The organism is Streptomyces sp. JLYT201, assembly GCF_059448825.1.
In genome coordinates, this window is record NZ_CM182551.1 from 2,877,204 (window position 1) to 2,903,433 (window position 26,230).

25 protein-coding genes are annotated in these 26,230 nt (G+C 70.9%); 6 read left to right on the forward strand and 19 right to left on the reverse strand.

All coding sequences use genetic code 11. The features are described 5' to 3' along the window. Positions 1–423 precede the first annotated feature (423 nt). From AC5WAM_RS11300 to AC5WAM_RS11310, 3 genes are all read right to left on the reverse strand, one after another. Positions 424–1,755, reverse strand: a complete 1,332-nt coding sequence (locus AC5WAM_RS11300) for a class I SAM-dependent RNA methyltransferase (RefSeq protein WP_495522523.1) — start codon at positions 1,753–1,755, stop codon at positions 424–426. Between the two features lie 291 nt (positions 1,756–2,046). Then, complete coding sequence (locus tag AC5WAM_RS11305; protein ID WP_495522524.1) at positions 2,047–4,095, reverse strand: APC family permease; 2,049 nt, start codon at positions 4,093–4,095, stop codon at positions 2,047–2,049. 166 nt (positions 4,096–4,261) lie between these two features. Next, positions 4,262–6,529: an MMPL family transporter gene (locus AC5WAM_RS11310; protein ID WP_495522525.1), complete on the reverse strand. Its 2,268-nt coding sequence runs from the start codon at positions 6,527–6,529 to the stop codon at positions 4,262–4,264. 203 nt (positions 6,530–6,732) lie between these two features. Between AC5WAM_RS11310 and AC5WAM_RS11315 the strand changes: the two genes are divergently transcribed. The 4 genes from AC5WAM_RS11315 to AC5WAM_RS11330 all read left to right on the forward strand — a co-directional run bounded on the left by AC5WAM_RS11315 (position 6,733) and on the right by AC5WAM_RS11330 (position 8,857). After that, positions 6,733–7,068, forward strand: coding sequence for an ArsR/SmtB family transcription factor (locus tag AC5WAM_RS11315; RefSeq protein WP_495522526.1), 336 nt, complete (start codon positions 6,733–6,735; stop codon positions 7,066–7,068). Then, positions 7,065–7,304, forward strand: a complete 240-nt coding sequence (locus AC5WAM_RS11320; RefSeq protein WP_495522527.1) for a hypothetical protein — start codon at positions 7,065–7,067, stop codon at positions 7,302–7,304. Before AC5WAM_RS11315 ends, AC5WAM_RS11320 begins: the two co-directional genes overlap by 4 nt. Positions 7,305–7,526: 222 nt before the next feature. Continuing rightward, on the forward strand, positions 7,527–8,195 hold the full coding sequence (locus AC5WAM_RS11325; protein WP_366793693.1) for a potassium channel family protein: 669 nt from the start codon (positions 7,527–7,529) through the stop codon (positions 8,193–8,195). Further along, positions 8,195–8,857 (forward strand): potassium channel family protein, encoded by a 663-nt coding sequence (locus AC5WAM_RS11330; protein WP_138962254.1) that lies wholly within the window; start codon positions 8,195–8,197, stop codon positions 8,855–8,857. Before AC5WAM_RS11325 ends, AC5WAM_RS11330 begins: the two co-directional genes overlap by 1 nt. Before the next feature lie 108 nt (positions 8,858–8,965). Here the strand turns inward: AC5WAM_RS11330 and AC5WAM_RS11335 are convergent, their stop codons facing one another. The 11 genes from AC5WAM_RS11335 to AC5WAM_RS11385 all read right to left on the reverse strand — a co-directional run bounded on the left by AC5WAM_RS11335 (position 8,966) and on the right by AC5WAM_RS11385 (position 20,635). Further along, entirely contained in the window at positions 8,966–9,715 is a 750-nt protein-coding gene (locus AC5WAM_RS11335) for a DUF3159 domain-containing protein (protein WP_366793692.1), read from the reverse strand. Positions 9,716–9,718: 3 nt separating this feature from the next. Beyond that, the gene (locus AC5WAM_RS11340; RefSeq protein WP_242724775.1) at positions 9,719–10,117 is read right to left on the reverse strand and encodes an OB-fold nucleic acid binding domain-containing protein; all 399 of its coding nucleotides are present in this window, start codon (positions 10,115–10,117) and stop codon (positions 9,719–9,721) included. 61 nt (positions 10,118–10,178) lie between these two features. Further along, entirely contained in the window at positions 10,179–10,862 is a 684-nt protein-coding gene (locus tag AC5WAM_RS11345) for a response regulator (RefSeq protein WP_138962251.1), read from the reverse strand. 74 nt (positions 10,863–10,936) lie between these two features. Further along, the gene (locus AC5WAM_RS11350; protein ID WP_366793691.1) at positions 10,937–13,483 is read right to left on the reverse strand and encodes a DUF4118 domain-containing protein; all 2,547 of its coding nucleotides are present in this window, start codon (positions 13,481–13,483) and stop codon (positions 10,937–10,939) included. Between the two features lie 290 nt (positions 13,484–13,773). After that, a complete protein-coding gene (locus tag AC5WAM_RS11355; protein WP_495522528.1) occupies positions 13,774–14,496 on the reverse strand; it encodes a potassium-transporting ATPase subunit C in 723 nt (240 codons plus the stop codon). Positions 14,497–14,502: 6 nt separating this feature from the next. Next, positions 14,503–16,647, reverse strand: coding sequence for a potassium-transporting ATPase subunit KdpB (gene kdpB, locus AC5WAM_RS11360; RefSeq protein ID WP_495522529.1), 2,145 nt, complete (start codon positions 16,645–16,647; stop codon positions 14,503–14,505). Next, positions 16,644–18,308 (reverse strand): potassium-transporting ATPase subunit KdpA, encoded by a 1,665-nt coding sequence (gene kdpA, locus AC5WAM_RS11365; protein WP_138962247.1) that lies wholly within the window; start codon positions 18,306–18,308, stop codon positions 16,644–16,646. The genes kdpB and kdpA overlap by 4 nt, the downstream gene beginning before the upstream one ends. An 8-nt stretch (positions 18,309–18,316) precedes the next feature. Next, positions 18,317–18,406 carry a K(+)-transporting ATPase subunit F gene (gene kdpF, locus AC5WAM_RS11370; RefSeq protein ID WP_033264828.1) on the reverse strand — a complete coding sequence of 30 codons (90 nt, stop codon included), beginning with the start codon at positions 18,404–18,406 and terminating at the stop codon, positions 18,317–18,319. A gap of 351 nt (positions 18,407–18,757) precedes the next feature. After that, positions 18,758–19,522: a DUF3710 domain-containing protein gene (locus tag AC5WAM_RS11375; RefSeq protein WP_366793688.1), complete on the reverse strand. Its 765-nt coding sequence runs from the start codon at positions 19,520–19,522 to the stop codon at positions 18,758–18,760. 1 nt (position 19,523) lies between these two features. Continuing rightward, entirely contained in the window at positions 19,524–20,054 is a 531-nt protein-coding gene (gene dut / locus AC5WAM_RS11380; RefSeq protein ID WP_495522530.1) for a dUTP diphosphatase, read from the reverse strand. Further along, a complete protein-coding gene (locus tag AC5WAM_RS11385) occupies positions 20,051–20,635 on the reverse strand; it encodes a PaaI family thioesterase (protein ID WP_138962245.1) in 585 nt (194 codons plus the stop codon). Before AC5WAM_RS11385 ends, dut begins: the two co-directional genes overlap by 4 nt. Before the next feature lie 58 nt (positions 20,636–20,693). Between AC5WAM_RS11385 and AC5WAM_RS11390 the strand changes: the two genes are divergently transcribed. Next, on the forward strand, positions 20,694–21,140 hold the full coding sequence (locus AC5WAM_RS11390) for a DUF3093 domain-containing protein (protein WP_366793687.1): 447 nt from the start codon (positions 20,694–20,696) through the stop codon (positions 21,138–21,140). Between the two features lie 30 nt (positions 21,141–21,170). Here the strand turns inward: AC5WAM_RS11390 and AC5WAM_RS11395 are convergent, their stop codons facing one another. The 4 genes from AC5WAM_RS11395 to AC5WAM_RS11410 form a co-directional block, all read right to left on the reverse strand. After that, positions 21,171–22,169, reverse strand: coding sequence for a hypothetical protein (locus AC5WAM_RS11395; RefSeq protein ID WP_366793686.1), 999 nt, complete (start codon positions 22,167–22,169; stop codon positions 21,171–21,173). Between the two features lie 13 nt (positions 22,170–22,182). After that, on the reverse strand, positions 22,183–22,479 hold the full coding sequence (locus tag AC5WAM_RS11400) for a DUF4193 domain-containing protein (protein WP_030680288.1): 297 nt from the start codon (positions 22,477–22,479) through the stop codon (positions 22,183–22,185). 394 nt (positions 22,480–22,873) lie between these two features. Then, positions 22,874–24,106 (reverse strand): sensor histidine kinase, encoded by a 1,233-nt coding sequence (locus AC5WAM_RS11405; RefSeq protein WP_366793685.1) that lies wholly within the window; start codon positions 24,104–24,106, stop codon positions 22,874–22,876. Positions 24,107–24,112: 6 nt separating this feature from the next. Then, a complete protein-coding gene (locus AC5WAM_RS11410; protein ID WP_138962241.1) occupies positions 24,113–24,766 on the reverse strand; it encodes a response regulator transcription factor in 654 nt (217 codons plus the stop codon). A 331-nt stretch (positions 24,767–25,097) separates the two neighbouring features. Here AC5WAM_RS11410 and AC5WAM_RS11415 point away from each other — a divergent pair, with 331 nt between their 5' ends. Next, on the forward strand, positions 25,098–25,271 hold the full coding sequence (locus AC5WAM_RS11415; protein ID WP_242724743.1) for a hypothetical protein: 174 nt from the start codon (positions 25,098–25,100) through the stop codon (positions 25,269–25,271). Positions 25,272–25,408: 137 nt separating this feature from the next. Here the strand turns inward: AC5WAM_RS11415 and AC5WAM_RS11420 are convergent, their stop codons facing one another. Next, the gene (locus AC5WAM_RS11420; RefSeq protein ID WP_495522531.1) at positions 25,409–26,227 is read right to left on the reverse strand and encodes an inositol monophosphatase family protein; all 819 of its coding nucleotides are present in this window, start codon (positions 26,225–26,227) and stop codon (positions 25,409–25,411) included. Positions 26,228–26,230 lie beyond the last annotated feature (3 nt).

The following is a 26,230-nucleotide window of genomic DNA, read 5'->3' on the forward strand; positions in this document are numbered from 1 at the left end:
TATGATACCGGACTGGTATCTTGGCGGCGAGGTGATACCAGCCGCTCAAGACCTCGGACCACGACGCTGTCCTTCGTGGCCCAGTCGGGCCGCGGTCTCGGTTCCGAGGTGCGTGCGACGAGGTAGCAGCACACGCGCCGCCGCTGGCGAGGTGCAGCCCCCCCCCCCCGAACCGGGGTCCTTGCCCCGTGCCGATGGCCCCGGTCTGCGGCCCAGGGCCGGAGAGGTCCGAGGTTGAGGCTTCCGATATTCGAGCGTCATCCGAGCGTCAAAAATTCTGCATTGCGCATCGCCACGTCGCTGCGAGACCCACGCCAGCCCTTGAACCTGCAGCTCAGAGCGTCCTGCACAAGCAAACCTCAGTCGACGCATTCCGCGAGCGAAAACAGGTCGAGCTGACCACCTGAAATGGAAAACGGCAGGTCAGCGGCGCCTCTCCGTCGGCTCCAGCACCGCCACGCACTCCACATGATGCGTCATCGGAAACAGATCGAACGCCCGAAGCATCCGCACCCGGTACCCGCTCTCGCGGAAGTACCCCAAGTCCCGGGCCAGCGCGGCCGGATCGCAGGCCACGTAGGCGATGCGGCGGGCGCCCAGGCCCGCCAGGTGGCGGACCGTGGCCTTGCCGGCGCCCGCGCGGGGCGGGTCGAGGACGATGACGTCGACCTCGGTGATGCCCGTGCGCGGGAGGATCGACTCGACCTTGCCCTGTTCGATGCGGACGCGGTCGAACGCGGCGAGGTTGTGGCGGGCGTCCTCGACGGCGCGCTTGGAGGACTCGATGCCGAGGACGGCACCCTCGTCGCCGACGCGGTCGGCGATGGCGCCCGCGAAGAGGCCCACGCCGCAGTACAGGTCGAGGGCCGTCTCGCCCTTGCGCGGGAGGAGGCCCTGCATGACCGCCGTCACCAGCGTGTCCGCTGCCTTGGGGTGGACCTGCCAGAAGCCGCCGCTGCCGACGCGGTACGTGCGGCCGTCCGCGCGCTCGCGGACGAAGGGGCGGCCGTGGACGCGGTGGACCCCGCCGTCCTTCTCTCCGACCCGCATGACCGAGACCGGCTGGTCGAGCTCGACGATGGGCAGGCGGGCCCCGGGCCGCGGGGTGAGGATGACCTGGCGGTCCTGGGAGCCCGTCGCCGCGATGGCCTCGACCGACTCCATGCCCGCCCAGCCGCGCTGCTCGATGCCGAGCTCGCTGATGCCCGCCGCCGCGATCATGCAGTGGTCGACCGGCTCGACCTCGTGCGAGCGGTGGCGGCGCAGGCCCGCCCGGCCGGACTCGGCGTCCACCGCGTACTGGACGCGGGTGCGCCACTGCGGGACCTCGCCCGCCGGGAGCTTGTCGCCCTCCGCGGGCACCACCGTGCCGTCCCAGCCCGCCTCCTCGGGCGTCAGGCCCGCGAGCCGCTTCAGCTGCTCGGCGATGACCTCGCCCTTCAGGCGGCGCTGCGCGCCCGGCTTGGCGTGCTGCCAGTCGCAGCCGCCGCAACGGCCGGGGCCGGAGTAGGGGCAGGGGGCCGTCACGCGGTCCTTGGACGGTTCGAGGACCGTCACCGCGTCCGCGCGCAGGAAGCGGGAGGACTCGTCGCCCTCCGTGACGCGCGCGAGGACCTTCTCGCCGGGCAGGGTGTGGCGCACGAAGAGGACGCGGCCCTCGGCCGTGCGGGCGATGCAGTGGCCGCCGTGGGCGACGGGGCCGACCTCGACCTCGTACTCCTGCCCCACCAGTGAATTCTTCGGTTCTGCCTGCATGGCGGGGTGACTCCACAACGTCAAAGGATGAGCGGCCGGACAACAGCCCACCAGTCTACGTGGGTGTCGTCCGGCCGCTCACTCCGGCACACGGAAGGCGTACGCAGGGCCGGTGCGCAAGGCATGCGCAAAGCCGGTGCGCAACGCCGGTGCACAAGACACGCGCAAGGCCGAAGGCCGTACGCAAGGCACGCGCCGAACGCGTACCCGGGCCGGGCGGGCCCCAGGCCCGAAGAGGCCCCCGGGCTCCCAGGCCCCGGCCCTGGCCCCGCCCCAGGCCCAGGCCCCCGCTCAGCCCTTGCCGCTCTTCTCCTTCGCCCGCTTCTCCACCGGCCCCCGCCGCACCGACCCCGGCGCGTTCCACTCCTGGCGCCTGCGGGCCCGCTTCTTCGCGGCCTCGGAGGACTCCAGCTGGTAGGGGACGGAGGTGACCATCACGCCGGGGGTGAAGAGCAGCCGGCCCTTGAGGCGCAGGGCGCTCTGGTTGTGGAGGAGGTGTTCGTACCAGTGGCCCACCACGTACTCGGGGATGATCACGCTCACCGCGTCGCGCGGGCTCTCGCGGCGCAGCGACTTCACGTACTCGATGACCGGGCGGGTGATCTCGCGGTACGGCGAGTCGAGGACCTTCAGGGGCACGGAGATGCCGCGCCGTTCCCACTCGGCGCGCAGGGCCTTGATCTCCGCCGCGTCGACGTTGACGCTGAGCGCCTCCAGGGTGTCCGTGCGCATCAGCTTGGCGTACGCGAGGGCGCGCAGCGTCGGCTTGTGGATCTTGGAGACGAGGACGATGGAGTGCACCCGCGAGGGGCGGACGCTGTCGTCGGTCGGGCCCTCGGGGGCCGCGATCTCCTCGGCGACCCGGTCGTAGTGGCGGCGGATCGCGGACATGGTCGCGTAGAAGATGACCATGCCGAGGAGTGCGACCCAGGCGCCGTGCGTGAACTTGGTGACGAGGACGACGATCAGGACCAGGCCCGTGAAGAAGGCGCCGAAGGTGTTGATCGCGCGGGAGCGGACCATGTGGCGGCGCTTGCCCGGGTCCTGCTCGGTGGACAGATGGCGGTTCCAGTGCCGGACCATGCCGATCTGGCTGAGCGTGAAGGAGACGAAGACGCCGACGATGTAGAGCTGGATCAGGCGGGTGGAGTCCGCGCCGTAGACCCAGACGAGCAGGGCCGCGGCGCCCGCGAGGAGCACGATGCCGTTGGAGAACGCGAGGCGGTCGCCGCGGGTGTGCAGCTGGCGCGGCAGATAGCGGTCCTGCGCGAGGATCGAGCCGAGCAGCGGGAAGCCGTTGTACGCGGTGTTCGCGGCGAGGAAGAGCACGAGGGCGGTGGCCGCGGCGAGGACGACGAACAGGAAGCTGCCGTTGCCGAAGACCGCCTCGGCGACCTGCGAGATCACCGGGTTCTGGACGTAGTCGCCGCCGACCGGGACGCCGTTCTCCAGGAGGTCCTTGGCGGGCTTCTCGGCCATGTGGACGTTGGTCGCCATGGCCAGGCCGATGATGCCGCAGAACATGGTGACGGCGAGGGCGCCCATGAGCGCGAGCGTGGTCGCGGCGTTCTTCGACTTGGGCTTGCGGAAGGCGGGCACGCCGTTGCTGATCGCCTCGACGCCGGTGAGCGCGGCACAGCCCGAGGAGAAGGCGCGCAGGAGCAGGAAGACGAGAGCGAAGCCCGCGATGCCCTGGTGCTCGGCCTTGATCTCGAAGTCCGCGGTCGGGGCCTTCATGGTGTCGTCGAGGACGAAGCCGCGGAAGGCGCCCCAGGCGATCATGAGGAAGACGCCGACGACGAAGACGTACGTCGGAATCGCGAAGAGCTTGCCGGACTCCTTCACGCCGCGCAGGTTCATCAGCGTGAGCAGCACGATGACGGCGACCGCGCAGAGCACCTTGTGCTCGACGACGAAGGGGACCGCGGAGCCCAGGTTCTCGATGCCGGAGGAGATGGACACGGCGACGGTCAGCACGTAGTCGACGAGCAGGGCGCTCGCGACGGTGAGGCCGGCCTTGGGGCCGAGGTTGGTGTTGGCGACCTCGTAGTCGCCGCCGCCGCTCGGGTACGCGTGCACGTTCTGCCGGTACGACGCCACGACGGTGAACATCAGCACGACGACCGCGACGGCGATCCAGGGGCTGTAGTGGTACGCCGACGCGCCCGCGATCGACAGGACGAGCAGCACCTCGCCGGGCGCGTACGCGACGGAGGAGAGCGGGTCGGATGCGAACACGGGGAGGGCGATGCGCTTCGGCAGGAGCGTTTCTCCCAGCCGGTCGCTGCGCAGTGCGCGCCCGATGAGGATCCGTTTGGGCACGTCGGTCAGTTTGGACACGCAGAGGATCGTAAGCGCTCCGTCAGCGTGTCGCCCACCCAGTACCCCGGACTTGTCAAGACCTCCTGGGGAAAAGGTTAAAGAGATGTTCAAGGGACAGGGTGGGTGGCCCGTCCGGTCCCGCGGGACCGGACGGGCCACCCACCGCTGGCCGGGGTGCGCCCGCTCACCGCCCGGTCGTCGTCCCGGCCCCGGTGACCAGCGGCTCCGCGCCCGGGCCCGGTTGCGGAACGGCACCGCGGGCCAGTCGCTCCTCGGCGCGCCGCACCGCCTTCGAGGGCCACCACGTGGCGCGGCCGAGCAGCAGGAGCGCCGCCGGCAGGATCATGACGCGGATCACGAAGGCGTCGACCAGGACCGCCACCGCGAGCACGAAGCCCATCTGCTTCATCTCCAGGATGTGCAGCATCACGAAGCTGGCGAAGACGGTGACCATGACGATCGCCGCGCTGGTGACGACCTTCGCCGAGGACGCGATGCCGTCGATGACGGCCTTGCGGGTGGGCACGCCGTTCAGCGCCGCCTCCCGGATCCGGCTGACCACGAACACCTGGTAGTCCATCGAGAGCCCGAAGAGGATCACGAAGAGGAACAGCGGCACGCGCGCGGAGATGCCGTGCAGCGACTCGAACGACAGCGGGCCCTCGGCCCACTCGCCCTGGAAGACGAGGACGAGCAGCCCGAGCGCGGACGCGGCCGACAGCAGGTTGAGCACGATGCCGAGCAGGCCGAGCACGACGGACCGGAAGGCGTACACGGTCATGGCGAACGTCAGCAGGAGCAGCGCGCCGAGGACCAGCGGCAGCTTCTCGTTCTGGTGGGCCACGTAGTCGACGCCGCGGGGCACGTCGCCGCTGACGGCGGTCTCGACGCCGCTGAGCCTGCCGACGGTGGCGGGCAGGTAGTCGTCGCGCAGGTGGTCCAGGGTCCGCGCGGCCTCGTCCGAGTACGTGGCGTGCCGGGCGCCGAGGTCCAGGGTGCTGATGCGGCCGTCCTCGGACGTCCTGATCCGCGGCGTGTCGTGGCGGGCGAAGAGCGGGTCGGCGGCGGCCTCGCGGTCCAGGGCGCGCAGGGCGCGCACGACGTCGTCCGACCGCTCGGGCGCGGAGCGGGCCACGACCTGGAAGCGCAGGCGCTCGTCGGGGAAGGAGGCGAGCAGCCGGTCGTACCCCCGCATCGCCGGGATCTCACGCGAGAAGCTGTCCCGGGCGGGGTCCTTCAGCTTCAGGTCGAGGGCGGGCAGCGCGAGGCCGACCAGGGCCAGGACCGCGAGCCCCAGGGTGAGCGCGGGGCGCTTGCGGGCGGGCGCGAGCAGGGCGTTCCAGAACCGGCCCGGCGTCCGCTCCTCGTGGAGCCGCACCCGCTTGCCCCGGGCCCGGCGCCGGGCCGCCCGGCGCTCGGCCCGCTGCCCCAACTTGACCAGCATCGCGGGCAGCACGGAGACCGAGCTGGCCACGGCGACGGCCACGACCAGGACGGTGCTGGTGGCGAGCGAGTCGAAGATGACGTCGTCGGCCAGGAACAGGGCGGCCGTGGAGACGATGACGGCGAGCCCGGAGACCACGATCGCGCGCCCCGCCGTGGCGGCGGCGGCCTCGACGAGCGCCTCGGAGGAGAGCCTGCCGCCCGCGCGGGCCCGCTCCTCGCGCTCGCGCTTGAGGTAGAAGAGCGTGTAGTCGACGCCGACGGCCATGCCGATGAGCAGGATCATGCTCAGCCCGACGCCGGTGTCGGGCAGCAGGTGCGAGGTCAGCATCGCCAGGCCCATGGTCGCCGCGATCGAGGTGACGGCGAGCAGCAGCGGGACGCCGACCATCAGCAGCGAGCCGAACACCAGGGCCAGCGTGATCAGCGTGATGGGCAGCGTGATCGCCTCGGAGAAGGCGAGGTCCTCGTCCCGCTGGTCGTCGACGCCCTTGCTCACGGACGCGGCGCCGGTCTCCTCGACCACCACGCCCGGATGGGCCTTCTTGATCTTCTCGGTCAGTTCCTGGAGCGGGACGACGATCTCGCGTGCCTTCTGCTCCGGGCCGTTGAGCGTCACGGGTACGCGGATGACCTCGCCGTTCGCGGAGCGGACGGGCGCGCCCACCTCGTCGACCTCGGGCAGCCGCCGCATCCGCCGGGTGATGTCCCGCACGGCGGCGTCGGCCTTGGCCTCGTCGAGCTTCCCGGCCCTGCCGCTGATCAGGATCTGTTCCAGCGACTTGATCTGCAGGTCGCCCTGGGAGGCCATGGCCTCGGCGCGCCCGGCCTCGCCGACCCGGTAGTCCTCCGAGGCCGCGCTGTTCATCCCGGCCGCGCTGCCCGCGCCGAGGCACAGCGCCACGAAGACGAACCAGCCGACGATCGCCCGCCACGGGTGCAGCGCGCTCCACCGCGCCACCCGCACGGTCACCGACCGCCGCTCCCCGCCCGACCCTCGTATCCCCATGTCTCCGACCCCCACTGCATAGCCGTGCTTCATGTGTAAGAACTGACTGACACGTGATGTGTAAGCGCAGACTGACAGGTGAAGGATGAGTGCGTCAACTGTCAGATCCAGCGGGAAACTCCGGGTCGGCGGAGGGTTTGACAGTGCTTCACGGCGTGCGTAAGCCTTGGCTGACAGGTATCGGGACGGCACAGAGGCGGGCCATGAACAGCGAGGAGCTGCTTGCCTTCCTCTCGGCGGTGGGCCACGCGCAGCGGATCCGGATCATCAAGGAGCTCGCCGGGGGCCCCATGTACGTGAGCGAGCTGGCGCGGCGCCTGGGCGTCTCCCGGCCCCTGCTCTACATGCACCTGGAGCGCCTGGAGAAGGCGGACCTCGTGCTCGGCAGGCTGGAGCTCTCCGACGACGGCAAGGCCCTCAAGTACTTCGAACTCGCGCCGTTTGACGTGCGGTTGAACGTGGATACGATTCTTGCCGCGGCCCGGCAGGACGGGGCGAGCGAGGCCGGACAGCACTCACCCGAGGAGACGCCCCCATGAGCGACGCGATCATCCCGATCGCCTTCTTCCTGATACTCGCCGGAGCGATCGTCGCCGTCGCGCACTTCCAGACGCAGCGCGGCCGCGAGCGCGACCGCGAGTACGCGACGGCGATGGAGGCCTACCGCCAGGCCCTGGACACCGCCCGGTCCGAGGCCGACGCCGTGCGCAACCAGCTCACCGAGCTGAACGTACGGGTCAGGTCCATGGAGAGCATGCTGCGCTCCGTCGACTAGCGGCCCGCGGCGAGGGCGCGCGCACTCCGGCTCCGGCCCGCGCGCGAAAGCCGTTACCGTGGACTCTGCAAACGCACCCGGACACACCGGGCCGGTCGAGAGCGCCCCGCACCGCGAGCCGCTGGGCGGGATGCGCCGCCGCCGCGCAGGCGCGCCGAAAGAGAGTCATGAGTAGGGCATTTACGCAGGTCAAGTGGGCCGTGAGGAGCGCGGGGTAGCGACGTGCACATCGTCATCATGGGCTGTGGGAGAGTCGGTTCCGCTCTCGCGCAGACCCTGGAACAGCAGGGGCACACGGTCGCCGTGGTCGACCAGGACCCCACCGCCTTCCGCCGTCTGGGCTCCGGCTTCGGCGGCCGTCGCGTGACCGGGGTCGGCTTCGACCAGGACACCCTGCGCGAGGCCGGCATCGAGGACGCGGGTGCCTTCGCCGCCGTCTCCAGCGGCGACAACTCGAACATCATCGCCGCCCGGGTGGCCCGCGAGATGTTCGGCATCGAGAACGTCGCCGCCCGCATCTACGACCCCCGCCGCGCCGAGGTCTACCAGCGCCTGGGCATCCCCACGGTCGCCACGGTCCGCTGGACCGCCGACCAGATGCTGCGGCGGCTGCTGCCCTCCGGCGCCGAGCCGCTGTGGCGCGACCCCACCGGCGGCGTCCAGCTCGCCGAGGTGCACGCCTCCGTCTCCTGGATCGGCCACAAGATCAGCCGCCTGCAGGAGGAGACCGGCGTGCGCGTCGCCTTCCTCACCCGGCTCGGCGAGGCGGTCCTGCCGACCTCGCAGACGGTCCTGCAGGAGGGTGACCTGGTGCACGTGATGATGCGCACCGACGAGGTCGAGAAGGTCGAGGCGGCATTCGCCGAGGGCCCCGAGGAAGGCGGTCACTGATGAGGGTCGCCATTGCCGGAGCGGGCGCGGTGGGCCGTTCCATCGCCGGTGAGCTCCTGGAGAACGGGCACGAGGTGCTGCTCGTCGACAAGGCGCCGACGGCCATCTCCGTCGAGCGCGTCCCGCAGGCCGAGTGGCTGCTCGCCGACGCCTGCGAGATCACCTCCCTGGACGAGGCGGCGCTCCAGCGCTGCAACGTGGTCATCGCCGCGACGGGCGACGACAAGGTGAACCTGGTCGTCTCGCTCCTCGCCAAGACCGAGTACGGCGTCCCGCGCGTCGTCGCCCGCGTCAACAACCCCAAGAACGAGTGGCTCTTCAACGAGTCCTGGGGCGTCGACGTGGCGGTGTCCACGCCGCGCCTGATGTCCGCGCTCGTCGAGGAGGCGGTGAGCGTCGGCGACCTGGTGCGCCTGCTGCGCTTCAGCCACGGCGACGCGAACCTGGTCGAGCTGACGCTGCCGCCGGAGTCCGCCTTCGCGGGCACCCGGGTCGGCGACGTCCAGTGGCCCGAGGACACCTCGCTCGTCACCATCATCCGGGGCACGCGCGTCCTCACGCCGACCCCCGACGACTCGCTCGAAGCGGGTGACGAGCTGCTCTTCGTGGCCGCGCAGGCGCGCGAGGAGCAGCTGGAGGACCTGCTGTCGGCGCGCAACTAGAGCCGTAGGGCTTTGTACGCAGGTGGGGGGTGCCCGGAAGGTTCGGGCACCCCCCACCTGCGTTTTCCCCGCCCACCCGCCCCTTCAGGGGCGGGTGGGCGGGGAGAGTCAGGCCTGGCGCTGCTGCTGCTCGGCGGCCGCCTTGCGCTCGGCCTCGGCCCGCTCCTCGGCTTCCATCTCCGCAAAGACATCAATGGGCGGCGGGGCCTTCGCCAGGAAGATCCAGGTGAAGTACACCGCGAGGACCATCGGCGGCAGCTTCAGGGCGATCAGGACCCAGCCGAGCTTCTCGGTGTCCGACCACCAGTACAGCGGGAAGAGGACCGCGTACTTGGCGAGGAAGATCAGGCCCCAGGCCAGGGACGCCTTGGTGTACGCCTTCTTGCGGCCCGGGTTGCGGGTGCGCCAGGAGAGGTTCTCCCGGAAGACCGGCCCGAGCAGCAGGCCGAGCAGCGGGAAGCCCACGAGCGCCGACAGGAAGAAGGCGGCGCCGAGCCCGGTGCCGTAGATCATCCCGGGCAGATAGAAGTCCTTGGCGTTGCCCGTGAACATGGCGAAGGCGACGCCGAACGCGACGCCGAAGACGCCGCTGAACGCGTGCTTGACCGTGTCCCGACGGATCAGCCGGACCACGACCAGGAGCAGCGCGACGCCGAGCGCGGCGATCGCCGAGCTGTGCAGGTCCTTGTTGATCGTGTAGATCAGCACGAACAGCAGGCCCGGGACCATCGTCTCGACCGTGCCGCGGATGCCGCCGAAGGCGTCGAAGAGCGCGGCCTGCGTCAGAGCCCTGGTGTCCGTGTCCTGGGGGCTCGCGCCCGCCAGGCCCTGGTCGGTCGGCTTGTCGACTGACGTCACCGGCTACTCCCGTCCGAGCGGTCTGAGTTCGTACTTGGGGTTGAAGAGCACTCTGCGGCCGCGGTCTATGGATATCCGCCCCGAGGCGATCAGGCGGCGGCCCGGCTCGATGCCGACGATGGAACGTCTGCCGAGCCACACCACGTCCACCGCGGCGGAGCCGTCGAACAGCTCCGCCTCCAGGGCGGGCACACCGGCTCGTGGCCGCAGGGTGACCGTGCGCAACGTACCAGTAACCGTGACGATCTGGCGGTCGTGGCAGTCGCCGATGCGGGTGCAGCCGGCCGTCTCGGCGTCCTCGCGCAGTTCCTGGGAGTCCAAGTCCTGCTGGGAGGACGACAGCCGGTCGAGCATGCGCCGGAAGCGGCCGGCGGGCTTGTCGGATCCAGGAACAGCACTCATACCCCGAGCCTACCGGTGCTCCCCGACACCCCCGCAACGCCGGGGCGCGGGCCCCGGCAGGTCACCGCTCGAAGCGGTAGCCCATCCCCGGCTCCGTGATGAAGTGCCGGGGGTGCGCCGGGTCCGTCTCCAGCTTGCGCCGCAGCTGGGCCATGTAGACCCGCAGGTAGTTCGTCTCCGTGCCGTACGAGGGCCCCCAGACCTCCTGGAGGAGCTGTTTCTGGCTGACGAGACGGCCCGCGTTGCGTACGAGGACCTCCAGGAGGTGCCACTCGGTGGGGGTCAGGCGCACGTCGCGCCCGCCCCGGTTGACCTTCTTCGCGGCCAGGTCGACCGTGAAGTCCTCGGTCTCGATCGTGACGTCGTCCTCGCCCGCCCCGGTGGGCTCCGCCCGCCGCACGGCGGCCCGCAGCCGGGCCAGGAGCTCGTCCATGCCGAAGGGCTTGGTGACGTAGTCGTCGGCGCCCGCGTCCAGGGCCTCGACCTTCTCGTCGGAGCTGTGCCGGGCGGAGAGCACCAGGATCGGCACCCGCGTCCAGCCGCGCAGCCCCTTGATCACCTCCACCCCGTCCATGTCGGGCAGACCGAGGTCGAGCACGATCACGTCGGGGTGGCGGGCGGCGGCGAGCTGGAGGGCGGTCGCGCCGTCCGGTGCCGCGTCCACGTCGTACTTGCGCGCCTTCAGGTTGATCACGAGGGCGCGTACGATCTGCGGCTCGTCGTCGACCACGAGCACCCGGGTCATTCCTACCTGCCTTTCGGGCTTGTCAGCGCCGCTCGTGCGGCTGGTTGTGCCCCGTGCGCGGCCGGCGGTGGCGGTCACGAGGTCATCTGGGCGGAGAGGTCGGGCACGACCGGCGGCCGGCCGCCCGCCACCTTCAGCGTCAGCACCATCGTGAGGCCGCCACCGGGGGTGTCCTCGGCGTTGAGGGTCCCCTCCATGGATTCCACGAAGCCGCGGGCGACGGCGAGGCCGAGGCCCACGCCACTGCCGCGTGGAGCGTCACCGTAGCGCTGGAACGGCTCGAAGATGCGGTCCTTGGCGTCATCGGGGACGCCGGGGCCGCGGTCCACGACGCGCAGCTGCACCTGGTCCCCCAGGGCGCTCGCCGACACCAGGACCGGCGCGTCCTCGGGCGCGTACTTGACGGCGTTCTCGACGACGTTGGCGACGGCGCGCTCCAGGAGGCCCTTGTCGACGGCGACCATCGGCAGGTCCTCGGGGACGTCGAGGTCCACGCTGCCGTCGGGCACGCCGCCGAGCGCCATCGGCACCACCTCGTCGAGGTCGATCTCGCGGATCAGGGGGGCGACGGTGCCGGTCTGGAGGCGCGACATGTCCAGGAGGTTGCCGACCAGGTGGTCGAGCCGGTCGGCGCCCGCCTCGATGCCTTCGAGCAGCTCGGCCTGGTCCTCATCGGACCACTCCACGTCCTCGGAGCGCAGGCTGGACACCGACGCCTTGATCCCGGCGAGGGGGGTGCGCAGATCGTGGCTGACGGCGGCGAGCAGGGCGGTGCGGATGCGGTTGCCCTCGGCGAGGGTGCGCGCCTGGTCGGCCTGGGACTGCAGGCGCTGCCGGTCGAGGACCACCGCGGCCTGCGCGGCGAACGCGGCGAGCACGCGGCGGTCCTCCGCGGGCAGCACCCGGCCCGACAGGGCGAGCGCCATGTGGTCGCCCACGGGCACGTCCACGTCGGCGTCCTCGGGACGGCCCACGTGCGCGCCGGTGCCGACGCTGCCCGCGCAGGTCCAGGGCGCCGTGTCGTTCTCGCGCTCCAGGAGGGCCACGGCCTCCATCGCGAAGGTCTCCCGCATGGTCTCCAGGAGCGCCGCGAGGCTGTTCTCGCCGCGCAGCACACTGCCCGCGAGGTGGGAGAGGATCTCCGACTCGGCGCGCAGGCGCGCGGCCTGGTGGGTGCGGCGGGCCGCGAGGTCGACCACGGAGGCCACGGACACCGCGACGGACACGAAGACGCAGATCGCCACGATGTTCTTGGCGTCGGAGATCGTCCACTGGTGCAGCGGCGGCGCGAAGAAGTAGTTGAGCAGCAGGGAGCCGAAGGCCGCGGAGGCGAGGGCCGGGAGCATGCCGCCGAGCAGGGCCGCCGCGACCGTGAGGGTCAGGAACAGCAGCATGTCGTTGGCGAGGCCGAGGTCGACGTCGATGTGCGTCAGGAGCAGGGTGAGCAGCGCGGGCCCCACGACGCCGGCGAGCCAGCCCCAGATGAGGCGGGAGCGGCCGAGCCGGGCGCCGCGCGCCACGGGAAGGCCGCGCCCCTTGGCGACCTCGCTGTGCGTGACGATGTGGACGTCCAGGTCAGGCCCGGAGTCGCGGGCCACGGTGGCGCCGACGCCGGGCCCGAACACGTACTGCCAGGCCTTGCGGCGCGAGGAGCCGAGGACGATCTGGGTGGCGTTGATGCCCCGGGCGAAGTCGAGCAGTGCGGCGGGGATGTCGTCGCCGATGACGTGGTGGAACGTTCCTCCCAGGTCTTCGACCAGGGTGCGCTGGACGGCGAGCTCCTTGGGCGAGGCCGCGGTCAGACCGTCGCTGCGGGCGATGTAGACCGCGAGGATCTCGCTGCCGGAGCCCTTGGCGGCCATGCGGGAGGCGCGCCGGATGAGCGTGCGGCCCTCGGGGCCTCCGGTGAGGCCGACGACGATGCGCTCGCGGGCCTGCCAGGTCGAGCGGATGTTGTGCTCGCCCCGGTACTGCTGGAGGTACTCGTCGACCCGGTCGGCCACCCACAACAGCGCCAGCTCCCGCAGCGCCGTCAGATTGCCCGGCCGGAAGTAGTTCGACAGGGCCGCGTCGACCTTGTCCGCCTTGTAGATGTTGCCGTGCGCCATCCGCCGCCGCAGCGCCTGCGGCGACATGTCCACCAGCTCGATCTGGTCCGCGCGCCGCACCACCTCGTCCGGCACCGTCTCGCGCTGCCGCACCCCCGTGATCGACTCCACCACGTCACCCAGCGACTCCAGATGCTGGATGTTGACCGTCGATATGACGTCGATGCCCCCTTCGAGGAGCTCCTCGACGTCCTGCCAGCGCTTGGCGTTGCGCGAGCCCGGCACGTTCGTGTGGGCCAACTCGTCCACGAGCGCCACGGCCGGGGCCCGGCGCAGCACGGCGTCCACGTCCATCTCGGTGAAGGCCGCGCCCCGGTACTCCAGCTCCTTGCGCCGTACGACCTCCAGGCCGTGCAGCATCACTTCCGTGCGCGGCCGCCCGTGGTGCTCGACGAACGCCACCACGCAGTCCGTGCCGCGCTCGACACGGCGGTGGGCCTCGGACAGCATCGCGTACGTCTTGCCGACACCCGGTGCCGCACCGAGGTAGATCCGAAGCTTGCCGCGTGCCATGGCCCCATTGTCTTCCTGAAACTGCTGTGTACGCAGCGTCGACCTTACGGCCAACAATCGCGGTAAAACGGACGAGGCGGGCGTTCCTGAGGGTCCTTGACGCAACCCTGATGCGCCGGGCGCTCCGCCGGGTGTGCCGCGCTGGACCGTCGGCCGCCCGCGGCTTCGTCGTGGCTGGTCGCGCCCCGCGGCGGAGCCGCACAGAGACACACCCCCGCGCCCCTCCGGGGCGCTTCCGCGCAGGCCTGTGGGCCCCCGGACACTCCGGGGGCCCACAGGACGGGGTGGCGTCAGCCCTTGGCCGCGGCCAGGTGCTTCAGGGCGATGTTGAGCTTCAGGACGTTCACCCGGGGCTCCCCCATGAAGCCGAGGACACGGCCGTCCGTGTGGTCGTCGACCAGCTTCTCGACGGCCTTGACGTCCAGGTGGTTCCGCTCGGCGACCCGGTGCGCCTGGAGGTCGGCGTACGCCGGTGAGATGTGCGGGTCCAGGCCCGAGGCGGAGGACGTGACGGCGTCCGCGGGGACGTCCGAGGGGCTGACCTTGAAGTCGGCCGTCGAGTTGTCCTTGACGACGGCGTCCTTGGCGGCCTTCACCTGGGCGCAGAGCCCGTCCGCGGCCTTGGGGTCGCAGACCTGCTTGCCGTCCTTGTCCTTGACGGACCCGGAGTCGCCCGAGAGGTTGGTCGCCCCGGACAGGAGCAGCTTGTACTGGGTGTTCACGCTGTTGCTGCCGAGGCCGTTGGAGGGCCGGGGCTGGAACCACTTCAGGTCCGGCTCCGGCGTCTCCTGGCCCTTCTTCAGGGGCAGGTCGTAGCGCTGGCCGATGAGCTCGGAGCCGACGACCTTCCCGCCGTCCTTGATCTCGGAGCCGTTGGCCTTGTTGTTGAAGACGGCCTGGGCGACGCCGGTGACGACGAGCGGGTAGATCACGCCGCAGACCACGGTAAGGACGAGCACGGCCCGCAGGCCCGCGCCCAGCAACCGGGCGGTGTTTCCGACGGAGTTATTCATGCCAAGTCACCCAATGCCGGGGATGAGGGAGAGGAGCAGGTCGATGACCTTGATGCCGATGAACGGCGCGACCAGACCGCCGAGACCGTAGATCCCGAGGTTGCGCCGCAGCATCCGGTCGGCGCTCATCGGCCGGTACTGCACGCCCTTCAGGGCCAGCGGCACCAGGGCCACGATGATCAGCGCGTTGAAGATGACGGCCGACAGGATCGCGGACTTGGGGCTGGACAGATCCATGATGTTGAGCTTGTCCAGGCCCGGGTAGACCACCGCGAACATCGCCGGGATGATCGCGAAGTACTTCGCCACGTCGTTGGCGATCGAGAAGGTCGTCAGGGCGCCGCGCGTGATGAGCAGCTGCTTGCCGATCTCCACGATCTCGATGAGCTTGGTCGGGTTGGAGTCCAGGTCCACCATGTTCCCGGCCTCCTTGGCGGCCGAGGTGCCGGTGTTCATGGCCACGCCGACGTCGGCCTGCGCGAGCGCGGGCGCGTCGTTCGTGCCGTCACCCGTCATCGCCACGAGCTTGCCGCCGGCCTGCTCGCGCTTGATGAGCGCCATCTTGTCCTCGGGCGTGGCCTCCGCGAGGAAGTCGTCCACGCCCGCCTCGTCGGCGATCGCCTTGGCCGTCAGCGGGTTGTCACCCGTGATCATGACGGTCTTGATGCCCATGCGGCGCAGCTCGTCGAACCGCTCCCGCATGCCCTCCTTGACGACGTCCTTGAGGTGGATGACGCCGAGCACGCGGGCGCCGTCGGTGTCCTCGATCGCCACGAGCAGCGGGGTGCCGCCCGCCTGCGAGATCGTGTCGGTGAGCTCCTGGGCCTCGTCGGAGACGGTGCCGCCGCGCTCGCGGACCCAGGCGACGACCGAGCCGGTCGCGCCCTTGCGGACCTTGCGCCCGTCCACGTCCACGCCCGACATCCGGGTCTGGGCGGTGAAGGCGATCCACTCGGCGTCCACCAGCTCGCCCTGGTGGCGCTCGCGCAGCCCGTACTTCTCCTTGGCGAGGACGACGATGGAGCGGCCCTCGGGCGTCTCGTCGGCCAGCGAGGAGAGCTGCGCGGCGTCGGCGACCTCGGCCTCGGTGGTGCCCCGCACCGGCACGAACTCGGCGGCCTGGCGGTTGCCGAGCGTGATGGTGCCGGTCTTGTCGAGCAGCAGCGTGGAGACGTCACCGGCGGCCTCGACGGCGCGCCCGGACATGGCGAGGACGTTGCGCTGGACCAGGCGGTCCATGCCCGCGATGCCGATCGCGGAGAGCAGGGCGCCGATGGTCGTCGGGATGAGGCAGACCAGGAGCGCGCAGAGCACGATCATGGACTGCTCGGCACCGGCGTACACGGCGAACGGCTGGAGCGTGACGACCGCGAGCAGGAAGACGATGGTCAGCGAGGCGAGCAGGATGTTCAGCGCGATCTCGTTGGGCGTCTTCTGCCGGGCCGCGCCCTCGACCAGGTTGATCATCCGGTCGATGAAGGTCTCGCCGGGCTTGGTCGTGATCTTGATGACGACGCGGTCGGAGAGGACCTTCGTACCGCCGGTGACCGCGGACCGGTCGCCGCCGGACTCGCGGATGACGGGCGCCGACTCACCGGTGATCGCCGACTCGTCGACGCTCGCCACACCCTCGACGACGTCGCCGTCGCCGGGGATGATGTCGCCCGCCTCGCAGACGACCAGGTCCCCGACCTTCAAGTCGGTGCCGGGCACCTGCTCCTCGCTCCTGCCGTCGACGGACAGGCGCCGGGCGACCGTGTCGGTCTTGGCCTTGCGCAGCGTGTCGGCCTGGGCCTTGCCGCGGCCCTCGGCGACCGCCTCCGCCAGATTGGCGAAGACCGTGGTCAGCCACAGCCACGCGGCGATCGTCCAGCCGAACCAGTCGCCCGGGTCCTTGAAGGCGAGCACGGTGGTCAGCACCGAGCCGATCAGGACCACGAACATCACGGGCGACTTGACCATCACCCGCGGATCGAGCTTCCGCAGGGCGTCCGGGAAGGACTTCAGGAGCTGGGCCGGGTCGAAGAGACCGCCGCCGACCTTGCCGTCGTCCGGCTTGTGGCCGGTCGGCACGTCCTGGTGCGGCGCGCGCGTGGGAGTAGCGGTGGTCATGGAGCTGCGCTCCTCTTGCTTCCTGGTGTGGGTGGTCATGACGCGAGACCCTCGGCGAGCGGCCCGAGCGCGAGCGCCGGGAAGTACGTCAGACCGGTGATGATCATGATGGTGCCGACGAGCAGGCCCGTGAACAGCGGTTTCTCGGTGCGCAGAGTGCCCGCCGTCTTCGGGATCGGCCGCTGCTCGGCGAGGGATCCGGCGAGCGCGAGCACGAACACCATCGGCAGGAACCGGCCGAGGAGCATCGCGAGGCCGATCGTGGTGTTGAACCACTGCGTGTCCGCGTTCAGGCCCGCGAAGGCCGAACCGTTGTTGTTGGCGCCGGAGGTGAAGGCGTACAGGATCTCCGAGAAGCCGTGCGCGCCGCTGTTGGTCATCGAGTTCTTCGGCGTGTCCATCGCCATCGAGGCGCCGGTGAAGCCGAGGACGAGCGCGGGCGTGACGAGGATGTAGCAGGCCGCGAGCTTGATCTCGCGGGTACCGAGCTTCTTGCCCAGGTACTCGGGGGTGCGGCCGACCATCAGACCGGCGAGGAAGACCGCGATGATCGCCATGACGAGCATGCCGTAGAGGCCGGACCCGACGCCGCCGGGTGCGATCTCGCCGAGCTGCATGCCCAGCATCGTGATCCCGCCGCCGAAGCCGGTGTACGAGGAGTGGAAGGAGTTCACCGCGCCGGTGGAGGTGAGCGTGGTGGCCACCGCGAAGATCGACGAGCCGCCGACGCCGAACCGCGTCTCCTTGCCCTCCATCGCCCCGCCCGCGAGATCGAACGCCGGTCCGCCGTGGTGGAACTCGGTCCACATCATCAGCGCGGTGAAGCCGAGCCAGATCGTCGCCATCGTGGCGAGGATCGCGTAGCCCTGCCGGAGCGAGCCGACCATCCGGCCGAAGGTCCGGGTCAGGGCGAACGGGATCACCAGGATCAGGAAGATCTCGAAGAGGTTCGAGATCGGGTTCGGGTTCTCGAAGGGGTGGGAGGAGTTGGCGTTGAAGTAGCCGCCGCCGTTGGTGCCCAGCTCCTTGATGACCTCCTGGGAGGCGACCGCGCCGCCGTTCCACTGCTGCTCGCCGCCCAGGAACTGGCCGACGCCGTGGATGCCGGAGAAGTTCTGGATCGCGCCGCAGGCGACCAGGACGAGCGCGCCGATCACGGAGATCGGGATCAGGATGCGGACGACGCCGCGCACCAGGTCGGCCCAGAAGTTGCCGAGCTCACCGGTGCGCGAGCGGGAGAAGCCGCGCACCAGGGCCACGGCGACGGCGATGCCGACGGCCGCGGAGACGAAGTTCTGCACCGCGAGACCGGCGGTCTGCACGACGTGGCCCATGGCCTGCTCGCCGTAGTACGACTGCCAGTTGGTGTTGGCGACGAAGGACGCGGCGGTGTTGAACGCCTGGTCCGGGTCGATCGCCTTGAAGCCGAGCGAGCCGGGGAGCGAGCCCTGGATCCGCTGGAGCAGGTACAGGAAGAGCAGGCTCGCCAGGGAGAAGGAGAGCACGCCGCGCAGATAGGCGGGCCAGCGCATCTGGGTGCCGGGGTGGGCACCGATGCCCTTGTAGATCCACTTCTCGACGCGCAGATGCTTGTCGGAGGAGTAGACGCCGGCCATGTAGTCGCCGAGCGGACGGTACGCGAGGGCCAGCGCGGCCACGAGCGCGAGGAGCTGGAGCACGCCAGCGAGAACGGGACTCATGTCGGGGCTCAGAACCTCTCCGGGAACACGAGGGCGAGGACGAGATAACCGAGCAGGGCGACGGCCACGACGAGGCCGACGATGTTTTCGGCGGTCACAGCTTCGCCACCCCCTTGGCGACGAGAGCCACCAGCGCGAAGACCGCGATCGTGGTGACGACGAAGGCCACGTCGGCCATCGTGTGCTCCTAGATGAGATTCGGAATTGCTGACATCCCGAGGAAACCGCCTCAATGGCGGATTTCGATCGCCGTTGACGTCTCCCTAGCGGCCATTGGCGCGGCGTTGACGAATCTCTTACGGCGCCACGTTCAACCAGTTCACACGCATATACGACAAGGGGCCGCACTCCCGAATCGGGAGTGCGGCCCCTTGGCTCGCACTGCTTTACGTCAACTTCACGTCAGCTCTCGTGCCGGTGACGACGGCCTTTTCCGGCCCGCGTCGCCGTCAGCGCACCTCGGTGATCTCCGGCCCCCGGGCCAGCTGGCCCATGCCGCCCGAGAAGCGGGAGGCCTCCTGGTCCTCCTGCTGAACGCCTTCCGCGACCATCTGCGCGTCGTCGGGCAGCTTGAGGACGATCGGGTCCCGCGGGGCCATCGGGCCCTCGCCGCGGACGACGACCGTGTCCCGGAAGATCTGCTCCAGCAGACCCGCGGCCTGCGGCTGCACCGCACCCTGCCCGGAGATCACTCCGCGCAGGAACCAGCGCGGGCCGTCCACGCCGACGAACCTGACGACCTGGAAGCCGCCCGTGCCGTCCGGCAGCTGCACCGGCACCTGCGCCCGCAGCTCCCAGCCGAGCGGCCCCTCGACCTCGTCGATGACACCGCCCTGCTGGGTGATGCCGGAGGCGATCTCCTCGCGGACCTCGCCCCAGATGCCCTCCCGCTTGGGAGCGGCGAAGGCCTGCAGCTGGACGGCGCTGTCCTGGAGCACGACGGTGGCCGCGACGATCGCGTCACCCGCGACCTCCACGCGCAGCTCCATGCCCTCGACCCCCGGCACGAACAGACCGCCGAGGTCCACCCGGCCCTCGCCGGGGTCGCGGACCTCGGAGGAGTCCCAGGGACCGTCCGGGCGCGGCTCCGGCTCCAGCCGCACGCGCTGGGGCGCGGCGTCCTCGGACTCCGCGTCCTTGGTGCCGTCGACGACCTGCTCGGCCTCGCCCGCCGCGTCCTCGGCGGCACCGCTCTTCTTGCGACGTCCGAACACGTCACTGTCCTTCCCGGTCGGATACGGCCGATGCGTATCGATTCCCACCCGTTTGTTCGCCCGGGCTGACGCCCACGGCGGCGTGACCGCCGGTCGACCCGAAGCCCCCCTCGGCCCGCGCCGAGCCGGGAAGCTCCGCCACCTCCTGGAAGCGCACCTTCTCGACCTGCTGGACGACCAGTTGGGCGATCCGGTCGAAGCGCTCGAACCGCACGCTGTCGCGCGGGTCGAGATTCACCACGATCACCTTGATCTCCCCACGGTACCCGGCATCAATCGTCCCTGGGGCATTCACCATGGCGACACCGCAGCGGGCGGCGAGACCGGACCGGGGGTGCACGAAGGCCGCGTACCCCTCGGGCAGGGCGATGGAAACCCCCGTCGGCAGCACCGCCCGCTCTCCGGGCGCGAGTTCGCAGGCCTCGGTCGTCCGCAGATCGGCGCCGGCGTCGCCGGGCATCGCGTACGTCGGCAGCGGTACGTCGGGGTCGACGCGCCTGATCAGCACGTCCAGGGGGGCACGGTCGGTCACGGGTTCACCTCGAAGGCGCGGGCGCGCCGGATCTGGTCCGGGTCGTTCATGGCCGCCCGGATCTCCTGCGGACGGCCGTTGTCGATGAAGTGGTCCACCTTCACCTCGATGAAGAGGGCGTCGGCGCGGACGGCGAGCGGGCCCTCGGGTCCGCCTATGCGTCCCCGCGCCCGCGAGTAGATCTTCCGTCCGGCGACGGCGACGACCTCGGCCTCCAGGTGCAGCACCGTGCCGACCGGCACCGGCCGCACGAAGTCCGTCTCCAGGCGTCCGGTCACGGCGATCACCCGCAGCAGCCAGTTCAGGGAGCCGAGGGTCTCGTCGAGCGCGGTGGCGAGCACGCCGCCGTGGGCGAGACCGGGCGCACCCTGGTGCGCCTCGCGCACGGTGAACTCGGCGGTGACGGTGACGCCCTCGCCGGCGCGCGCCGCGAGGTGCAGCCCGTGGGCCTGGCCCTCGCCGCAGCCGAAGCACTGCGCGTAGTGCGCGCCGATCAGCTCCCCGGGCGCGGGCGCGTCGGGGTGCCGCACGGGGGGTATGGCGTCGGCCGGAGGCCGCAGGGCCGCAGTTGTACCACTCACAGGCGCAGACCTTACCTCCGCGTCAGCGGAGGTCGCGCACCATGCCAAGCTTGGCTTCATGCAGCCTTACGAAGAACGCCTGACCGCGCCCCGTTCGTGGTGGCTCGTCTCGGTGCTCGTCGGCATCGCGACGGGTCTGATCGCGCTCCCGTTCGGCACCCTGCCGTTCCTGGGCGGCCTGGTCGCGGGCACGGCGCTCGCGGCGGTGCTCACCAGCTCGTACGGCTCGGTGCGCATCCGGGTCGTGGCGGGCTTCCTGGTCGCGGGCGACGCCAAGATCCCGCTGACGGCGCTCGGTTCCGCCCAGGCCCTGGACGCGGCCGAGGCGCGCGCCTGGCGGACCCACAAGGCGGACCCGCGCGCGTTCATGGTCCTGCGCAGCTACATCCCGACGGCCCTGCGCGTCGAGATCACGGACCCCGAGGACCCGACCCCGTACGTGTACGTGTCGACGCGGAACCCGCAGGCGCTGGCGAAGGCCCTGGGGACGGTCACGGCGTCGTAGCCCCGCCGCACGCGTCCCGCGGCGCCGGGCTCAGGACTCCAGTTCCTTGGGGCCGGTGAGCGGCGGCAGCTCCCCCAGGGCGTCCCAGGGCACCTGGGTGCGCCGCAGGTCGGCGCGGACGCGCTCGGCGAGCTTCTTGGTGTCGCGGCGGTTCATGAACGCCCCGACCGCGGCTCCCACCATGAACGGCATCAGGTTCGGCAGGTTCCGCACCGTGCGCTTCATGATCTGCTGGCGCAGCTCACGCTTCAGCTGGCCGCCGAGCGCGGCGTTCACCGACGCGGGCTTGGCCACGTCGATCCCGCGCTCCTCGGTCCACGACCGCAGGTACTCGCTGCTGCGCTGCTTGAGGTTGCCGGGCGGGCGCCGTCCGTACACCTCGTGCAGCTCGGCGATGAGCTTCAGCTCGATCGCGGCCACGCCGGTGATCTCGGCGGCGAGCTCCGCGGGCATGGCCGGCGGCACCGGCAGCATGGCGGCGGCGCCGACGCCGGCGCCCACCGTGGAGGTGGCGTTCGCCGCGCCCGCGATGAGTTTGTCCGCGAGCTGATCGGGGCCGAGGCCCGGGAACTGCTTGCGGAGGGTGGCCAGGTCCCGGACGGGGACCCGGGGGGCGTTCTCGATGATCCGGTCGGCCAGATAGCCGATGCCGGCCTTGGCTCCGCGGCCACTGCGGAGCGCCCCGTTCTTCAAGCCGTTCGCGACGGCGGCGAAACGCTTGCCCTTGGTCGCAGGGCCCTCGTCTCCCGCCGTCGTCGCGGTGTCCACGGCTTCGACGGCCTGGTGCGGCGACGAAACCGCCGCCTCGTGCACGAGCGCGGGAACCGCCTCGTACGCCGTCTCAGCGCCGTTCTGCGCCCTGCCCGGGCCCTGGTGGCCGACGGGGTCGGCCGGGGCCGCTCCCGGCGCGTCGGCGGGCCTGAGCGAGGCCTCAGGGCCCCGCTCGGCGTCCGTCTCGCCGGTGGGCGCGGCTGCGTCCGCTTCGTGGTCGCCGAAGCGGTTCTTCCCGGGCGGGGTCGAGCCTGTCACGGCCGACCCTGCCTCAGTCGCAGTCGCGGCAGATCGGCTGACCGTTCTTCTCCCGGGCCAGCTGGCTGCGGTGGTGCACCAGGAAGCAGCTCATGCAGGTGAATTCGTCCTGCTGCTTGGGGAGCACGCGCACGGCGAGCTCCTCGTTGGACAGGTCCGCTCCGGGCAGCTCGAGGCCTTCGGCGGCCTCGAACTCGTCGACGTCGACGGCCGAGGAGGACTTGTCGTTCCTCCGGGCCTTCAGCTCTTCAAGGCTGTCCGAGTCGACGTCGTCGTCGGTCTTGCGTGGGGTGTCGTAGTCCGTTGCCATGTCGCTCTCCCCCTCTGGGTGTCTGCGGTGTCTCAGCGCACGTAACGCGTGAGAGGCCGGACTTGTGCCCGACCTGAGGCGGAGATTTTGCCTCACATCAAGGTCTGTTACTCAATCGACACCCAACCGCACCCCTGAAGAGGTGATCGGTTTGGATGGCGATCGGGACCGTACACGGTCCGAATGTCGCACTTCACGGGCGCCACCCCGTGTACTTCCCGTGATCAAGACCCTCGAAAACCCGGATTTTCCCGGCTTTCCGACGACTTTCGCGGTCACGGAGAGTGGATGGCCAGAAATTCGCTCCTGTGATCGATCACACACGAAATTGGCAGGATCAGATCCTGAAAATTCCGCTCAAAGCGAACATCCGGCATGGTCACGCGGCAGCATCTCAGATCGGCAGGGTGACGCGCATCACGAGCCCACCCCCCTCACGAGGCTCCGCGATGATACGGCCCCCGTGGGCGCGCGCCACCGACCGGGCGATGGACAGGCCGAGACCCACCCCCTTGTCGCTGCCGGTGCGCTCCGTGCGGAGCCTGCGGAACGGCTCGAAGAGGTTGTCGATCTCGTACGCGGGCACCACGGGTCCGGTGTTCGTCACCACGAGCACGGCCTGGCCGTGCTGGGCCTCCGTGGTGACCTCGACCCAGCCCGCCTCCTTCACGTTGTACCGGACGGCGTTCTGGACGAGGTTCAGGGCGATGCGCTCAAGCAGGACGCCGTTGCCCTGCACGATGGCCAGGCCGCGCTCGCCGCGGATCTCGACGCCCTTGTCCTCGGCCTCGGCGCGCGCCTGGTCGACGGCGCGGTTGGCGACCTCGGCGAGGTCCACGGGCTTGCGCTCGACGATCTGGTTGTCGCTGCGGGCGAGCAGCAGCAGGCCCTCGACGAGCTGCTCGCTGCGCTCGTTGGTCGCGAGGAGGGTCTTGCCGAGCTGCTGGAGCTCGGGCGGCGCGCCCGGATCGGAGAGCTGCACCTCGAGGAGCGTGCGGTTGATCGCGAGCGGGGTGCGCAGCTCGTGCGAGGCGTTGCCGACGAAGCGCTGCTGGGCCGTGAAGGCGCGCTCCAGGCGGTCCAGCATCTCGTCGAAGGTGTCGGAGAGCTCCTTCAACTCGTCGTCGGGGCCGTCCAGTTCGATGCGGCGCTTGAGGTCCGTGCCCGCCACGCGGCGCGCGGTACGGGTGATGCGGCCGAGCGGCGACAGGACGCGGCCCGCCATCGCGTACCCGAAGGCGAAGGCGATCACGGCGAGGCCGAGCAGGGCGAGCAGCGAGCGGCTCAGGAGGTTGTCCAGGGCGTGCTGGCGCTGTTCGTTCACGCACGCGTTCATCGCCGCGTTGAACTCCTCCGGGGAGGCGCGGCTCGGCAGGTCGCAGACCTTGCTCTCCACCCGGCCCGAGACGATCTTGAAGGGCAGCTCACTGCCCACGTTCAGCGCCTGTGCGGCGAGCAGGTAGATGATCGAGAGCAGCAGGATGCCCGCGATCAGGAACATGCCGCCGTACAGGAGCGTGAGCCTTATGCGGATGGTGGGACGCAGCCACGGGAAGGGCGGTTCGACCTTCCTGGGGTCCCATGTCGGCTTGGGGGGCGCCGCTGGCGGCGCCGGTGTCGCGGCCACCGGAGATCAGATCCGGTAGCCCGAGCCGGGCACCGTGACGATGACGGCGGGCTCGCCGAGCTTGCGGCGCAGGGTCATGACCGTGACGCGGACGACGTTCGTGAACGGGTCCGTGTTCTCGTCCCAGGCCTTCTCCAGGAGCTGCTCGGCGGAGACCACGGCGCCCTCGCTGCGCATCAGGACCTCCAGGACGGCGAACTCCTTCGGCGCGAGCTGGATCTCGCGGCCCTCGCGGAACACCTCGCGGCGGTTCGGGTCGAGCTTGATGCCGGCGCGCTCCAGGACGGGCGGCAGCGGCACGCTGGTGCGCCGGCCCAGGGCGCGCACGCGGGCCGTCAGCTCGCTGAACGCGAACGGCTTGGGCAGGTAGTCGTCGGCACCGATCTCCAGGCCCTCGACGCGGTCGCTGACGTCGCCGGAGGCGGTGAGCATCAGGACGCGCGTCGGCATGCCGAGCTCGACGATCTTGCGGCAGACGTCGTCGCCGTGCACGACCGGGAGGTCGCGGTCCAGGACGACCACGTCGTAGTCGTTCACGCCGATGCGCTCCAGGGCGGCCGCTCCGTCGTACACGACGTCGACGGCCATGGCCTCCCGGCGCAGTCCGGTGGCCACCGCATCGGCGAGCAGCTGCTCGTCCTCGACGACGAGTACGCGCACGTCGCTGTCCTTCCTCTGTGCCCGGCCCCGGTTCTCCCGTGGGCGAGGGCAGGTCTGATCTGGGGGTGAGACCTCCATCCTGCCCCTTTCGGCCATAAACCGGCTGTAAGACGTCCGGTGCCCCTGGGAACACGGGAATTTCTCGGACTTCCGGCCGTGTTTGAGGTTTCCGTGAGGAAGGCCGGGGGGAGGACGGCCTTACACCCCGCGATCACGCTTCGTATGTGATGTGCCACGGCGCGCTCCACGCAGCGTCATCGGACGTGATCGCCGCTTCTCGGGCACACCCCCGTGCCACCGACCCACACGACCCAGCCGAGGGGGCGCAACCATGGACGCATTCACCGCAGGTCTCCTGCAGCGCATAAAGACCACGGAATCCGACCTCGCGCAGGCCCGCGAGACGGGCGACGACTTCCTGGCCGAGGTCGAGCTGGCCGAGCTGGAAGACCTCCACCGCCTGGCCGCCGAGCACGGCGTGGAGGTCGCCGTCTCGTCCTCCTGACCGGCCGGCACGTCCCGCGTCCGGGCCCCGGCACCCCGCGTCCACGGGGTGCCGGGGCCCGGATGTGTGTCCGGGAGCCGAGCGGGCCCCGGGGCCCGTCCGACGGGTCGAGGCCGCGCCGACCCGTCGGGCGGGCCCTAGTCGTGCCAGGCGCCCCGCTCGTCCAGGAACGTCTGCAGGGGCTCGAAGAGGCCGGGCGGGCCCGCCACCGTCAGCTCGCCGGACAGGGGCTCGCCGGGACGGCCGCCGGTGAGCGCGCCCGCCTCGCGGGCGACGAGGTCTCCGGCGGCGAAGTCCCAGGGGTTCAGGCCGCGTTCGTAGTACGCGTCCAGGCGGCCCGCCGCCACGTCGCACAGGTCGATCGCCGCCGAGCCGCAGCGGCGGATGTCCCGCACGAGCGGCAGCAGTTCCCGGGCGACCTCGGCCTGGTGGGCGCGGCGCTGGGCGACGTACCCGAAGCCGGTGCCGATCAGGGCCTGCTCGAACGGGGGCGCGGGGCGGGTGCGCGCCCTTCTGTCGTTGACGTACGCGCCCTGGCCGAGCACCGCGCGGAACGTCTCGCCGCGCACGGGCGCGTGCACGACGCCGACGAGGGTCTCGCCGCCCGCGCGCGCGGCGATGGACACCGCCCAGTCCGGCCGTCCGTACAGGTAGTTCACGGTGCCGTCGATGGGGTCGATCACCCACTGGACGCCGCTGCTGCCCTCGGAGCTCGCGCCCTCCTCGCCGAGCACGCCGTCATCGGGCCTGCGCTCGGCGAGGAAGTCCGTGATGAGCTTCTCGGAGGCGATGTCCATCTCGGTGACGACGTCGACGGCGCTGCTCTTCGTGGCGGCCACCCCCAGGTCGTCCGGGCGGCCGTCGCGCAGCAGCTGACCGGCGCGGTGCGCGGTCTCCAGGGCGACGGCGAGGAGCTCGGCCTTCAGGCCGTCCTGAGCGGTGGAGTGGTCGGTCACGAG